The sequence below is a fragment of the Limnobacter sp. CACIAM 66H1 genome (genome assembly GCF_001601825.1).
In the GTDB taxonomy this organism is placed as follows: domain Bacteria; phylum Pseudomonadota; class Gammaproteobacteria; order Burkholderiales; family Burkholderiaceae_B; genus Limnobacter.
This window is the reverse complement of record NZ_LUJK01000004.1, coordinates 17,259-29,492: the sequence shown is the minus strand read 5'-3', so window position 1 is coordinate 29,492 and position 12,234 is coordinate 17,259. Positions and strand designations below refer to the sequence as shown.

General features: G+C 52.6%; 15 protein-coding genes. 5 read left to right on the top strand and 10 right to left on the bottom strand.

From position 1 onward, the window contains the following. Positions 1–43: 43 nt before the first annotated feature. Positions 44–424 (top strand): response regulator transcription factor, encoded by a 381-nt coding sequence (locus A0129_RS01900; RefSeq protein ID WP_291711930.1) that lies wholly within the window; start codon positions 44–46, stop codon positions 422–424. Here the strand turns inward: A0129_RS01900 and A0129_RS01895 are convergent. Further along, positions 406–945, bottom strand: coding sequence for a transcriptional activator RfaH (locus A0129_RS01895; RefSeq protein ID WP_291711928.1), 540 nt, complete (start codon positions 943–945; stop codon positions 406–408). The genes A0129_RS01900 and A0129_RS01895 overlap by 19 nt on opposite strands. Positions 946–1,062: 117 nt before the next feature. On the opposite strand from A0129_RS01895, the gene A0129_RS01890 reads away from it, so the two are divergent. Next, positions 1,063–3,198: a TonB-dependent siderophore receptor gene (locus A0129_RS01890; RefSeq protein ID WP_291711926.1), complete on the top strand. Its 2,136-nt coding sequence runs from the start codon at positions 1,063–1,065 to the stop codon at positions 3,196–3,198. On the opposite strand, the gene rfbC is transcribed toward A0129_RS01890, so the two are convergent. Then, positions 3,199–3,750: a dTDP-4-dehydrorhamnose 3,5-epimerase gene (gene rfbC, locus A0129_RS01885; protein ID WP_291711924.1), complete on the bottom strand. Its 552-nt coding sequence runs from the start codon at positions 3,748–3,750 to the stop codon at positions 3,199–3,201. Positions 3,751–3,776: 26 nt separating this feature from the next. Between rfbC and A0129_RS01880 the strand changes: the two genes are divergently transcribed. Beyond that, entirely contained in the window at positions 3,777–4,181 is a 405-nt protein-coding gene (locus A0129_RS01880) for a nucleotidyltransferase substrate binding protein (RefSeq protein ID WP_291711922.1), read from the top strand. Further along, positions 4,178–4,495, top strand: a complete 318-nt coding sequence (locus A0129_RS01875; protein ID WP_291711921.1) for a nucleotidyltransferase family protein — start codon at positions 4,178–4,180, stop codon at positions 4,493–4,495. The genes A0129_RS01880 and A0129_RS01875 overlap by 4 nt, the downstream gene beginning before the upstream one ends. Here the strand turns inward: A0129_RS01875 and rfbA are convergent. The 3 genes from rfbA to A0129_RS01860 all read right to left on the bottom strand — a co-directional run bounded on the left by rfbA (position 4,462) and on the right by A0129_RS01860 (position 6,580). Then, positions 4,462–5,340, bottom strand: coding sequence for a glucose-1-phosphate thymidylyltransferase RfbA (rfbA, locus tag A0129_RS01870; protein WP_291711919.1), 879 nt, complete (start codon positions 5,338–5,340; stop codon positions 4,462–4,464). The two genes, A0129_RS01875 and rfbA, sit on opposite strands and share 34 nt — an antisense overlap. Positions 5,341–5,409: 69 nt before the next feature. Further along, positions 5,410–5,733, bottom strand: a complete 324-nt coding sequence (locus A0129_RS01865) for a hypothetical protein (protein ID WP_291711917.1) — start codon at positions 5,731–5,733, stop codon at positions 5,410–5,412. Next, entirely contained in the window at positions 5,720–6,580 is an 861-nt protein-coding gene (locus A0129_RS01860) for a hypothetical protein (protein WP_291711915.1), read from the bottom strand. Before A0129_RS01860 ends, A0129_RS01865 begins: the two co-directional genes overlap by 14 nt. Positions 6,581–6,760: 180 nt before the next feature. Between A0129_RS01860 and A0129_RS01855 the strand changes: the two genes are divergently transcribed. Continuing rightward, complete coding sequence (locus tag A0129_RS01855; RefSeq protein ID WP_291711913.1) at positions 6,761–8,506, top strand: hybrid sensor histidine kinase/response regulator; 1,746 nt, start codon at positions 6,761–6,763, stop codon at positions 8,504–8,506. 3 nt (positions 8,507–8,509) lie between these two features. Here the strand turns inward: A0129_RS01855 and A0129_RS01850 are convergent, their stop codons facing one another. From A0129_RS01850 to A0129_RS01830, 5 genes are read right to left on the bottom strand one after another with little or no spacing between them, the layout of a single operon-like run. Beyond that, positions 8,510–8,812, bottom strand: coding sequence for a nucleotidyltransferase domain-containing protein (locus A0129_RS01850; protein ID WP_240605753.1), 303 nt, complete (start codon positions 8,810–8,812; stop codon positions 8,510–8,512). Between the two features lie 2 nt (positions 8,813–8,814). Then, positions 8,815–9,204: an HI0074 family nucleotidyltransferase substrate-binding subunit gene (locus tag A0129_RS01845; protein WP_105027438.1), complete on the bottom strand. Its 390-nt coding sequence runs from the start codon at positions 9,202–9,204 to the stop codon at positions 8,815–8,817. A gap of 47 nt (positions 9,205–9,251) precedes the next feature. Then, a complete protein-coding gene (locus A0129_RS01840) occupies positions 9,252–10,754 on the bottom strand; it encodes a mannose-1-phosphate guanylyltransferase/mannose-6-phosphate isomerase (protein ID WP_291711910.1) in 1,503 nt (500 codons plus the stop codon). Positions 10,755–10,768: 14 nt separating this feature from the next. After that, positions 10,769–11,257 (bottom strand): GDP-mannose mannosyl hydrolase, encoded by a 489-nt coding sequence (locus A0129_RS01835; RefSeq protein WP_291711908.1) that lies wholly within the window; start codon positions 11,255–11,257, stop codon positions 10,769–10,771. After that, the gene (locus tag A0129_RS01830) at positions 11,257–12,231 is read right to left on the bottom strand and encodes a GDP-L-fucose synthase (RefSeq protein WP_291711905.1); all 975 of its coding nucleotides are present in this window, start codon (positions 12,229–12,231) and stop codon (positions 11,257–11,259) included. Before A0129_RS01830 ends, A0129_RS01835 begins: the two co-directional genes overlap by 1 nt. Positions 12,232–12,234: the final 3 nt, after the last annotated feature.

The window sequence follows — 12,234 nt, the reverse complement described above, 5'->3', positions numbered from 1 at the left end:
AACATTCCGTTGTAGCTACTTTTCAGTGAAATGGAAAATCAGTATGAAAACAGTCCTGTTGCTTGATGACGCACGCTCCATTCGCAGCGTGTATGCCGAGGTAATTCGCCAAGCCGGTTTTGAAGCCCAAACCGCATCCAGCGCCGAGGAGGGTCTGCGATATATTGTCGACCATGGCGCGCCCGACCTGATCATCACCGACATCAACATGCCAGGTATCAGCGGCATGGAGTTTTGCAAACGGGTTCGGCATGTGGCCAAGCACACACCCATCATTGTCATGAGCGCGCTGTCAGACAAAGGCCTGGTGGCTGAGGCAAAAACATTTGGCGTTCAAGGCTGGCTGCTGAAACCCGTCGAACCTGAATACTTCTTGAATAAACTCAAGTCAATACTCGGTGAAACTCAGGCCTTGTCCAGCTGACTACGGGCCAGTTCCACGCTGCGTTCGGCGCCCAGTACGTTGAGCAGCACAATCACGCGTTGATCACTTTTTTGGGCTGCAATTTTGCCCATCATGCCTTCGAACGGGCCCTCGGCCACACGCACCTCACCACCTATTTCAAGCGCATTCAATTTCAGCAAATCGATCACGGAATCGGAGTCGACCTGGTGTTGAATCAACTCGATCAACTCAACAGGCACCACTGAAGGCTTGCCGCCAAACTTCACCAAATCCACACAACCTTTGGTGGAGCGCAGCTTTGAAAAATCGCTCACACCCACTTCCAGGTGAATAAACATGTAGCGGGGAAACAGCGGCTCTACTACCTGCACAGTGCCCTGCCCGGTCTTGCGTTTTTGCACGCGGGCTTGCGGAAAAAACACGTTGTAGTTCTGGCGTTGCAGGTTTTCCAGCGCCACTGTTTCCTGGCGGGGCTTGGTGTACATCACATACCACTGGGCCATGGTGTTGCATTCTTCAAAATAAGGCACAGGCCGCATTCTAAACCCTTCAAAGCGCGGGATAAACAACAGTTTTGATAACTGATATTCGTAATACGAGTCATTATCGTTTAGTATTCTATCTTCATAAAATATAAATCCACCGCAGCAATCAACATGAAACTCAAACCTGTCTCACTGGCCCTGCTCAGCCTGGGCCTGCCGGCTTTGGCCATGGCCCAAACCACCAACAATCAGCTCGAAGAAGTCGAAGTTCAAGCCCGCGAACAAGGCAGCTACTCCAGCAACGCCGTACAAGTGGGCACCTTCCGCGACACAGCCCCAATTGATGTACCGCTCACCGTGAACTCGGTAACCCGCGAGGTGCTGGATGCACAATCAGCCACCACCCTGTTCGGCGCACTGCGCAACACCGCCGGCGTTACCCGCTCGCAACTGAATGGCTCTACTTACGACAACATTGCCATTCGCGGCATTCTGGTTGAGAACCGGGGCAACTACCGCCTCAATGGTTCCCTGCCCATTATCAACCTGGTCGACGTACCCCTTGAAAACAAACAGCAAGTGGAAGTGCTGAAGGGTGCATCTTCACTGTATTACGGTTTTATTCCACCCTCGGGCGTTGTAAACCTGGTCACCAAGCGTGCGGGCAACAAACCCGTGCTCAGCCTGAGCCAAAGTGTGAATGAACATGGCGGTGCCACCACCCACCTGGACTGGGGCCGCAAATTTGGCGAGAACAACAACCAGGGTCTGCGGGTTAATTTGGTGAAAGGCGCAGAAGACATTGGCGTGAACAACTACAGCGGCGAACGCGAATTGGCCAGCATTGCTTACGACTGGAAAATCACCGACCGCTTAAGCTTTCGCTTCGATGTGGAACATTACGAGAAATCAGTGAGCGAGCAGGCCGCCATTGCTTTGCTGCCCGCGGTCAATGGCAGGGTAACCCTGCCCCCGGTGCCCGACAGCAAAACCAACCTGGCTGGCGAATGGCAACAATACGATGCCAACGCACAAAACTACCTGGCCCGTGTGGACTATGTGTTGAGCGATTCCTGGGGGGTGTTGTTTGAAGCCGGTTACGCCGAAACCACACGCGATCGTGCCTTTTCCCAATTTCAAAACTACGACCTGAACACAGGCGAGGGCGAGCTGCGAATTTTCTACAGCCGCGACCAACAATTCGACAACACCAACTACCGGGGTGAAGTTTACGGCGAAGTGGTCACTGGGCCAGTTACGCACAACCTGTCTTTTGGCTACACCACCAACACCCGGGCCAGCAACACACCGGGCGTAACTGGTACTCAAAGCATCTTCAATCAAAACCTGTACAACCCCCGAGAAATTGCGCCACAAAGCGTCACCTTCACAGGTGCCTATTCATCAGTCACCATTGATGATCAAGGCTTGTATGTATTCGACCGCATGCAACTGGGAGAACGATGGCAGGTGTTGGCTGGTCTTCGCCGAGGCGACTACCGCACTGAGAACCTGAGCGTGGCTGCCAACGGTACCCGAACTGTTCGCCTGTACAACGCACAAGAAACAACCCCCTCACTCGCTGTCATGTACAAGCCTCGCCAGGATGTGTCGCTGTATGCCAGCTATGTGGAAGGCCTTGAGGAATCGGGCCAGGCACCTGCCAATGCGGCCAATGCATTCCAGTTGCTCGACCCCGCAGAATCGGAACAACGTGAAGTGGGTGTCAAGTTCAATATTGGTCAAAACAGCCTGGCACAAATTGCCTATTTCGACATTGATCGTGCATCTACATTTTTACAACCCGCCCCAGCGGGCTCACCCCCCGGAACACCCGGCGTATTTGGCCTGAACGGTAAAGCAAACTACAGCGGGTTCGAAATGGCCTGGACCGGCGAATTGAACAAACAATTGTCCATTGCTGCCTCAGCCTTGTTGATGGATGCGGAATTACAAAACGACGGCAACCCAGCCACTGTGGGGCGTGTGCCTGAAAACACCGCCGAAAAAACCGCCAGCCTGTTTGCGGAATATCGCTTAATCAGTGTACCGGGCTTAAGCTTCAGTGGCGGTTTGTACTACACCGGCGAGCGCGCTGTGAACGATCAAAACCAGGCATTTATTGGCGGCTATACCGTGGCCTCGCTAGGCGCACGTTACTCCACTGTCATTGGCAGTACGCCCACACAGTTCCAATTGGTGGTTGATAACCCCACCGACAAAAACTACTACAGCACCGCCGGCAACGGCTTGATTGGTGTGGGCACACCGCGAACCATCAAGGCGATTGTCAGCGTCGATTTGTAATCAACCCAAACTTGTAAACGCCACACCCTGTTCGTCCTTGGGCGACAGGGTTGGCTTCGCTACACCCGCCTGCCTCAAAGGCCACTCAATGTTCAACACCGGGTCGTTCCAGGCCATGCAATGCTCGTGTTCGGGGCTGTGGTGCTCAGTCACCTGGTAACTGGTAATTGCGGTGTCGCTCAGCGTTAAAAAACCGTGGGCAAAACCAGGCGGTATCCACAACTGCACATGGTTGGTATCGCTTAACTCACAGCCATACCACTGGCCAAATGTTTCCGAATTTTCGCGCAGGTCCACAGCCACATCAAACACAGCACCATACACCACGCGCACCAGTTTGCCCTGGGCCTTGGGGGCAGTTTGCCAGTGCAGGCCGCGCAACACCCCGCGCTTTGAAAGCGATTCATTGGTTTGTACAAACTCGGGCTGAATGCCAGCCACCTGCTTGAAAGTTTTCGCGTTGAAGCTTTCAAAAAAGTGGCCGCGTGCATCGGCGTGCACCGTGGGTGTTAGAAGCAATAAGCCTTTTAAAGGAGTAAGGTTACAATTCATGCATATCACCAATTAATTATTCCAGAATGATCCTAGAACTCAGCTCCTTCGACAATGCCATACTTCGACTCGACGAAGGTATTCAACGCTACCAGAAAGACATCACCGATACCCAGATTCGGGACGGACTAATCCAACGCTTCGAGTTCACGTATGAGCTGAGTCACAAAATGCTGAAACGTTTTCTGGAGTCGACTTCAGCCAGCCCAGCCAACATTGACGAAATGGCTTTCCAGGATCTAATTCGCACTGGCAACGAACAAGGGCTGCTTTTGAGCGACTGGGCACGGTGGAAAAAATACAGGGAGATGCGATCGCGCACCAGCCACACCTATGACGAATCCGTGGCCTTGCAAGTGGTGGCCGAAATTCCGGCTTTTTTGCAAGAGGCCAGGTTTCTGAATGCGCAACTTCACGCGAGAAACAAGTGAAACTACTGGACAAACAGCTCGCCCTGATTCAACAAATTCTTGCTGAAATAGTGCCGCAGTGTGAAGTGTGGGCATTTGGATCCAGGGTTAACGGAAACCCCAAGCCGTTCTCAGACCTCGACCTTGTCTTGATTGATCATCAGACCATTCCCTTGGATACTCGTGCAAATTTGGCAGAGGCTTTTTCTGAATCAGACTTACCCTGGAAAGTAGACCTGGTTGACTGGCACAGCATCTCGCCCCAATTTCAGAAAATCATTCAAACAAATTACGAGGTTATTCAGATACCCGCCTCCAGCAAGCCCAGCAAGTAATCGCCATAACCGCTGTTGCGCAATGGCTTGGCCAGCGTAGCCAACTGAGCCGAAGTAATCCACTGGTTGCGCCAGGCAATTTCTTCAGGGCAACTGACCTTTAAGCCTTGCCTGCGCTCAATCGTTTGAATGAAGTTGGCCGCGTCCAGTAAGCTGTCTGCCGTACCCGTATCAAGCCAGGCCTGCCCACGGCCCATTTGTTGCACTTCAAGCTGCCCCATGGTCAAGTAGGTTCGAATGACATCGGTGATTTCAAGCTCGCCTCGTGCTGAGGGTGTCAAGCCTTTGGCAATGGTAGAGGCCTGCCCGTCAAAGAAATACAAGCCGGTCACCGCCTGTTTGCTTTTGGGCTGCGCAGGTTTTTCTTCCACACCAATCACTGAACCTTCAGCGTTCAGCTCAAGCACGCCATAAGCTTGCGGGTTGGCCACGGAATACGCAAACACGGTGGCACCCTGTTTTTGCCCGTAGGCATATTGCATTTGGCGCACCAGGTTTTGACCATAAAACAGGTTGTCACCCAACACCAAGGCACAGGGCGCGCCCTGCAAAAAAGGTTCTGCCACAATCAGTGATTGCGCAACACCACCGGGTGTGGCCTGCACTGCATAATCAATTCGCATGCCCCAACGGCTGCCATCGCCCAGTAATTGTTCAAATCGCGGAGTGTCGTGCGGGGTTGAAATCACCAGCACCTCCCGTACACCTGCCAACATCAGCGTGCTCAGGGGGTAGTAAATCATGGGCTTGTCGTAAACGGGCAGCAGCTGCTTGCTCACAGCGGCAGTGGCCGGGTACAAGCGGGTGGCTTGCCCACCGGCCAACACAATGCCTTTGCGGTTCATGTTTTCACCTTGGTTAACCTTGCATGTTTCATATCTTATGTGAAGTAGGCCAGGAAAACCGCTTAGCACCTACAACAGCTTCGCCAACCGTGCCAAGGCATCCAGGCCTTTGCCCAAAACTCCCAGTTGTTCGCTCGGGGCTTCCAGCTCAGCCAACTGCGTACGCATGGTTTTTACATGCCCAGCCAATTCGCCAAGTTCGCTTTTCGCCTTGGTGCTCAAAGCTGTATAGCGGGCATTCTCGGCGTTCACGAAGGCAAGGTAAGCCGCTGCCAAAACCTGTTGGTGTTGTTTGCGTTCCTCTACGCTTAACAGGTCTACATCAATCAAATACAAAGCCGAAAACACGGCATGCACATTGTTTTGCAAATCCTGGAAATCACTGGGGGTCATGGGTAATGGGCTCACGGTTATAGGCCGCCTGAATGTTGGAATTGAGTTGATCAAAAATGCCCTGCAAATGCTCAAAACTTCCCTCGCCCCGCAGCACATTCACCCAGGCCTGTTGCATGTCAATGCTGGCTGCTTTGGCCTGCTCCAACAGTTCAATGGTCGGCACCTGTTTGATGTATTTCATCCAGGCGTTCTTCCAGGTTTCGCCCAGCTTTTTATCCTCCACAAAAGGCTTCAATACTTTCTCTCGATATTCAACCTGGCGAGCCAGCTCCTCGCGTTGGGTAATCCACTGTATTTGTTCCTGCAAAATGTGCTGGTTCAACAACAAGGCGTGCGCCACAGGCTCAGCGCTGCGTTGCAATTCTTCGCGCACTTGGGCACTGTGATTCCAACTGGCCACATGCCCGGCCAAACCTGCCACAGCCTCTTTGCTCACACGGGGTATTCCGCCCACATCGGGCGCTTTGTTCAATGCCTCCACCAGCTTTCGCAAGGCCCGCGTGGTACCCGTTCCGGTGCCGCCTTTCGCCAGCGCACTAAGCTCAGCAAAATAAAGTGCTTGCATATCCAGGTAATCGCTGGTGGTTTGCAGCAAGGCCGCCCTTTGTTGCATGGCTTGCGTGTGCACCAACAGCGTTGCATTGTCGCGGGGCAAATTGGGCAGCAGGCCCGCTGTAAATTCAAGCGTGTGGTCCAGCGCAAAGCTGTTTACCTTTTTCAAGGTGGTGGCGTACTGCTTGCCCGTGGCGGCCAAACCATCCACCTGCAAGGGAGTTTTGCTGGCGCATGCCGCGGTCAATACCAAGGCAAAACACACCGCAAATCGTGAAATCAATTGAAGCAAGAAAACCTCCAGAGCCTGAAATCGAATGGGGCACCCAAGATACGTGGAAACTTTCCAGGGTGATAACCACTAATTTGGGTTACAAAGACTAGGGGTCACCCATTTAGACATTGCCTGTCCAGTGCCTCACCACTTATGCTTAGTGCAAACTACTTATTGCTCTCTCTCATTGCTCTATTTATGAAAGCCGAAGACCCGCACCAACTCACCATTCTGCGAGAGCAAACCAAACTTCTATTCGAACACCTCCCTTTTGTTTTGTATGGCGTGATGGCTTCATCGGCTGGCTTGGTTGCAGTGCTTTGGCACACTGGCCAGGGCAATGCGCTGCTGTTGTGGTTGTTGGCGGTGTACATGCTGACTGGTTTGCGGTGGTGGGTGCGTCGGCATTTCAACAAACTCGGGGCCCATTTCGATCCACATCACTGGATACAAGTGGCCATTCAGTTCACAGCGGCATCCGGCATTTTGTGGGGGTTCGCAGGTGTCGTGTTTTTCTCCACCAACCCTTTGGTGCTAATGACCCTGGCCATTTTTCTGGCTGCCATGGTGGCGGGTGCAGTGTCCTCTCATGCCTGTCACACACCCGCTTACGCAGCATTTGCGCTACCCGCTTCACTGCCTTTCATTGCACGCTGTTTGTGGGAAAACACCCCCTTCTTCTGGGTGCTGGGTACCGTGGCCTTTGTGTATGTATTGATCAATATTCACTACGGGCGCAACCTGCAAAATATGGTGATCCAGTCCATTCGCTTGCGCTTTCAAAATGCAGAACTCATCAGCGAGCTGACCTTGCAAAAGCGAGTGGCCGAGCAAGCCAGTGTGGCCAAAACACGCTTCTTGGCCGCAGCCAGCCACGATCTTCGGCAACCCGTTCAAGCCATCGAACTGTTGGTCGATGCACTGGGCGAAGACCTGGCCAACCACCCCAGCAAAGGTTTGCTGGATCGAATTCAGGAAGCAGGCTATGGCTTGCGCAACTTGCTGAATGCCCTGTTGGATTCCGCAAAAATAAACGCGGCTGCCATTACTGCCAAGCCACGCCACGTTCAGTTGGCCCCGCTGCTCAAACGCATTTGCAATGAAATGGCCACCCAGGCACAACACAAAGGCCTTGATATTCGCGTGGCCAAAACCAAAGCTTGCGCCTACACTGACCCCGCCTTGCTTGAACTGATTGTTCGCAACTATGTAGAAAATGCGATCAAGTACACACCGGAGGGGCGTGTGCTGATTGGTTGCCGCAAACAGGGCGGGCACATCCGGATTGAAGTGCACGACACCGGTATTGGCATACCCGCCAGCGCACAAGAAACCGTGTTTCAAGAGTTCTATCAACTGGGCAACCCCGAGCGCGACAAAGCCAAAGGCTTGGGGCTGGGCCTGTACATTGCGCACAGCCTGGGCAAATTGCTGAACCACGACATCGGCGTGAACTCTACCGTGGGCAAAGGCTCGATGTTTTATGTGACGGTGCCAGCAGGTGATGCCAGCCACTTGATGGATGAACCCGGCCGTGTGCAGGCGGGCGGCAAAACCCCATTGACCGGCAAAACTGTGTTGTTGATTGATGATGACGATTTGGTGCGTGCCAGCGTCACCGAAATGCTCAGCCGCTGGCAATGTTCAACCATTGCCGCAGAAGATGCGGAAACTGCCTTGCGTATACTCATGGCCCGGGGCCGCATGCCCGACGCGATTGTGGCTGACTACCGCCTGCGCAACAAAAGCACCGGCGTGCAAGCCATACAATCATTACAAGCACAACTTGGAAATGTACCCGCTGTAATATTGACCGGAGACACCGCACCCAGTCGAATTCAGGAGGCCAGAAACTCAGGCTTCCTGATTTTGCACAAACCGCTCAGTGGTGTGCAACTGCGAAGTACTTTGAGTGAATTGATGAGTACCCAAACCACGGGATAAAAATTAAGCGGGATAAAACTGAACGCCGTTTTTCAGAATATTTTTTTTCAAGGCTTCGTTTTCCAGTTTCTCAAAGTGAATGCAGTCAACTTTAAACACCAAGGGCAAAGCATCTATTTCATTCCACAGGGAATTAAAATTCGACTCGGTCATTGCGGACGCAACCACTGCAAGGTCGATATCACTGCCATCTTTAAAGTGACCCGAGGCACGCGAACCGAACAAATAGACCACTTCAATAGTCGGATATTTGGAGAATACAGTCCTCAACTGTTCAATTACCTGGCTCGACAAGCCATACCTCACAGTCAATTTTCACTCCATCGCCGTACTTCACCGGCCAAATTCTGAAACATCGTGTCACCACGGTTTTTCACAAACTCGTACACCTGATCCGCCAGTTTCTCGTCGTAAGTATGGCTGGACAAATTCCGCATTCGTTGGGCCTCGCTCCAGGCGTTACCATCGTGTATCAACCCCGCAACCAAAGCCTCTTTGAAAACATCACGGGGGTTCAGGGCCACAATACCCAACTCTTCAAGTCGCAATTTTAGTGTTTTCCAGGCCAGCTCCCAACAAAACTCGAAGCGTTGAATCACCGAATCTCGAATGAACGAATCCAGAGGCCGCTCACAAGCCTCGGTTAACCTCTGACTGGCTTTTAGAAAATCGGCTGATCTTTCATTCAAACGTTCCATATTTGCCCAATACCCTAAATACTCGCCCTGGTGGCTTTAATTCTAATTCAAGCCCGCCCGTACACATCGTCAAAACGCACAATGTCGTCTTCTTCGAGGTAGTCGCCACTTTGCACTTCAATCATCACGAGGTTCATTACGCCCGGGTTGACCAGGCGGTGTTTATTCCCTGCGGGAATGTAGGTTGATTCATTCTTGCGCACCAAAAACACATTCTCGCCATTGGTGACCTCGGCTGTACCACTGACCACAATCCAGTGTTCGCTTCGGTGGTGATGCATTTGCAAACTAAGCGATGCACCCGGCTTCACTTCAATGCGTTTGATTTTGTAGCCTGCGGAATCTTCAAGCACAGTGTAGGTGCCCCAAGGCCGGTGCACGGTGGGGTGAAAGTTCACCAGTTCACTGCCCTGCGCCTTCAAGGTTTCAACCACCTTTTTCACATCCTGATGGCGGCTTTTGTCAGCCACCAGCAAAGCGTCGGGCGTGTCCACAATCAACAGGTTCTCAACACCCAACGTGGCCACAGCCCGGTTACCCAAGCGCACGTGGGTGTTGCTGCTGTCAATTGAAATCAACTGGCCTTCGCCTTCCTGCTGCACCGTGTTGCCCTGTGTGTCGGGCGTGCATTGTTCAGCCAGGGCCGCCCAGCTGCCAATGTCGCTCCACTGAAAACTGGCGGCCACCACCGCCACATTGCTGGCCTTTTCCATCACTGCATAGTCAATGCTGATGTCGGGCAATTGTGCAAATGCATCTTTGTTGAAGGTAAACACGCTGCCGCTTGCCTTGGCATTTTTGCTTTCTTTGGCACTGGCCCAAACAACACTCGCCTGGCTAGCCACGCTGGGCTCGTTGTTTTCGAGCGCCTGTAACAGGTCGCTTGCGCGCAGCGCAAACATGCCGCCATTCCACACATACTGGCCACTGGCCAAATATTCCATGGCCACTTCAAGTTTTGGTTTTTCAACAAAGCGCTGCACAGCAAATGCACCGTTGATTTCGTCGACAGGCGTACCTTGCTGAATGTAACCAAAACCAGTCTCGGGTGTGCTGGGCGTAATACCAAAACAAGTGAGCCAGCCCTTGCGTGCAGCGGCCACAGCTTGCTGCGCCACACGCACAAACTCAGCAACAGGGTTAATTAAATGATCAGCGGGCAGCACCAACAACACCGGGTTTTCACCGGGGTAACGAGCCTGCACCCACTGTGCAGCCAGTGCAATTGCAGGTGCAGTGTTGCGACCCTGTGGCTCCAGCAACTGGTGCAGGGCCATGTTGCCACCCTCGCTTTTCAACACAGGCATGCATTCATCTTGCAGCAGGAATTGATAGCTCTCATTGCTCACCAACAACACATCGCTCGATTCAGCAGCTTTTGCAACAGAAGCAGCACGCCGTACGGTTTGTGCAATCAGGCTTTCAGCACCCACCTTCAAAAAAGGCTTTGGAAAATTTTTGCGGGACAAGGGCCACAAGCGCGTGCCTGCGCCGCCGCACAGAATGACGGGAATTACTCGAGTGCTGTTGCTTATGGTGCTGTTACTCATGGCGCTGTTACTCATTATTTTGCCTGTTCCTGAAAATATGCTTTCGTGTGGTCATGCACTTGCGGATTACTCAACAACTCGGCCACGTGCATCCATTGATAATTGTTGTGCTGGTCTTTAGGCAGACCATTCAAATCACTCAAGGCCGGCAAATGCTGCTCGGCATTCAAGCGGTGGGCCAACACCACATAGTGCGTGCCAACACCTTCAGTACCCGCAAAGTTGTCGGGGTAATGGTGTTCGTACACACCCGCAAAAAAACCGGTTCGGGCAAGTTTCACCTGCACTCCCAGCTCAACCCACAACAAGCGCTCAAAGGCCTGCTGCAATGTTTCACCTTTGCGCACCACGCCGCCGGGCACAAACCAGCAGTGTTGCGCGGGTTTGTTGTTTCGCCAACCCAGTAACACTTCACTGCGCGCATTGGTTACAACAAGGTCAATTGAAACCAATGGCGTGCGTTCAACCACTTCAGCCCATTGCTGCGGGTTCCACCACACCATCAGGCTTCTCGCAAACCTTCAACATTGTTCAAAAACCAGGCATAGGTTTTCTTCAACCCAGCTTCCAGGTTAATGCTGTATTGCCAACCCAAACTTTTCAAACGGTCCACGTTCATCAACTTGCGCGGGGTACCATCGGGCTTGGTGGTATCAAACACCAACTTGCCTTCAAAGCCCACCACGCGCTGCATGGTTTCTGCCAGTTCACGAATGGTGCAATCCACACCAGTACCCACATTGATGTGGCTGAGCATGGGCTGTGTATTGGCTTTGTAGGTTTGCTCATCCAGCAACAACACATGCACACTGGCTGCGGCCATGTCGTCGACATACAAAAATTCACGCATGGGCGTACCTGTACCCCACACCACCACCTCGGCGTCACCCCGCAATTTGGCTTCATGAAAACGGCGCATCATCGCCGGTATCACATGGCTGTTCTCGGGGTGAAAGTTGTCATTCTCACCGTACAAATTGGTGGGCATTACACTGCGATAGTTGCGACCATACTGGCGGTTGTAACTTTCGCACAATTTAATGCCTGCAATTTTCGCCACCGCATAGGGCTCGTTGGTGCTTTCCAAAGTACCTGTCAGCAACGCAGTTTCTGTCATCGGCTGCTCAGCCAACTTGGGGTAAATACAGCTTGAACCCAGAAACAACAAATGCTGGCAATTGTTGGCATGGGCTGCATGCACCACATTGCATTCCATCATCAGGTTCTGAAAAATAAACTCGGCCGGGTAGGTGTTGTTGGCGTGTATGCCACCTACCTTGGCTGCGGCCAACACCACGGCGTCGGGCTTCTCAGCTGCGAAAAATTCATTCACGGCAGCCTGGTTGCACAGGTCAAGTTCGGCGTGGGTGCGCACCACAATATTGCTGTAACCCAAAGCATTCAGGCGGCGCACAATGGCGCTGCCCACCATGCCCCGGTGGCCCGCAACATATATTTTTGAATTGAAGTTCAGCATGAA

Excerpts from the sequence above, each read along its gene's own strand:
- A0129_RS01830 (WP_291711905.1), bottom strand. The coding sequence starts at position 12,231 with ATGCTGAACTTCAATTCAAAAATATATGTTGCGGGCCACCGGGGCATG.
- A0129_RS01845 (WP_105027438.1), bottom strand. The coding sequence starts at position 9,204 with ATGGAACGTTTGAATGAAAGATCAGCCGATTTTCTAAAAGCCAGTCAG.
- rfbC (WP_291711924.1), bottom strand. The coding sequence starts at position 3,750 with ATGAATTGTAACCTTACTCCTTTAAAAGGCTTATTGCTTCTAACACCC.
- A0129_RS01835 (WP_291711908.1), bottom strand. The coding sequence starts at position 11,257 with ATGGTGTGGTGGAACCCGCAGCAATGGGCTGAAGTGGTTGAACGCACG.
- A0129_RS01880 (WP_291711922.1), top strand. The coding sequence starts at position 3,777 with ATGATCCTAGAACTCAGCTCCTTCGACAATGCCATACTTCGACTCGAC.
- A0129_RS01840 (WP_291711910.1), bottom strand. The coding sequence starts at position 10,754 with ATGAGTAACAGCACCATAAGCAACAGCACTCGAGTAATTCCCGTCATT.
- rfbA (WP_291711919.1), bottom strand. The coding sequence starts at position 5,340 with ATGAACCGCAAAGGCATTGTGTTGGCCGGTGGGCAAGCCACCCGCTTG.
- A0129_RS01900 (WP_291711930.1), top strand. The coding sequence starts at position 44 with ATGAAAACAGTCCTGTTGCTTGATGACGCACGCTCCATTCGCAGCGTG.
- A0129_RS01895 (WP_291711928.1), bottom strand. The coding sequence starts at position 945 with ATGCGGCCTGTGCCTTATTTTGAAGAATGCAACACCATGGCCCAGTGG.
- A0129_RS01865 (WP_291711917.1), bottom strand. The coding sequence starts at position 5,733 with ATGACCCCCAGTGATTTCCAGGATTTGCAAAACAATGTGCATGCCGTG.
- A0129_RS01855 (WP_291711913.1), top strand. The coding sequence starts at position 6,761 with ATGAAAGCCGAAGACCCGCACCAACTCACCATTCTGCGAGAGCAAACC.
- A0129_RS01890 (WP_291711926.1), top strand. The coding sequence starts at position 1,063 with ATGAAACTCAAACCTGTCTCACTGGCCCTGCTCAGCCTGGGCCTGCCG.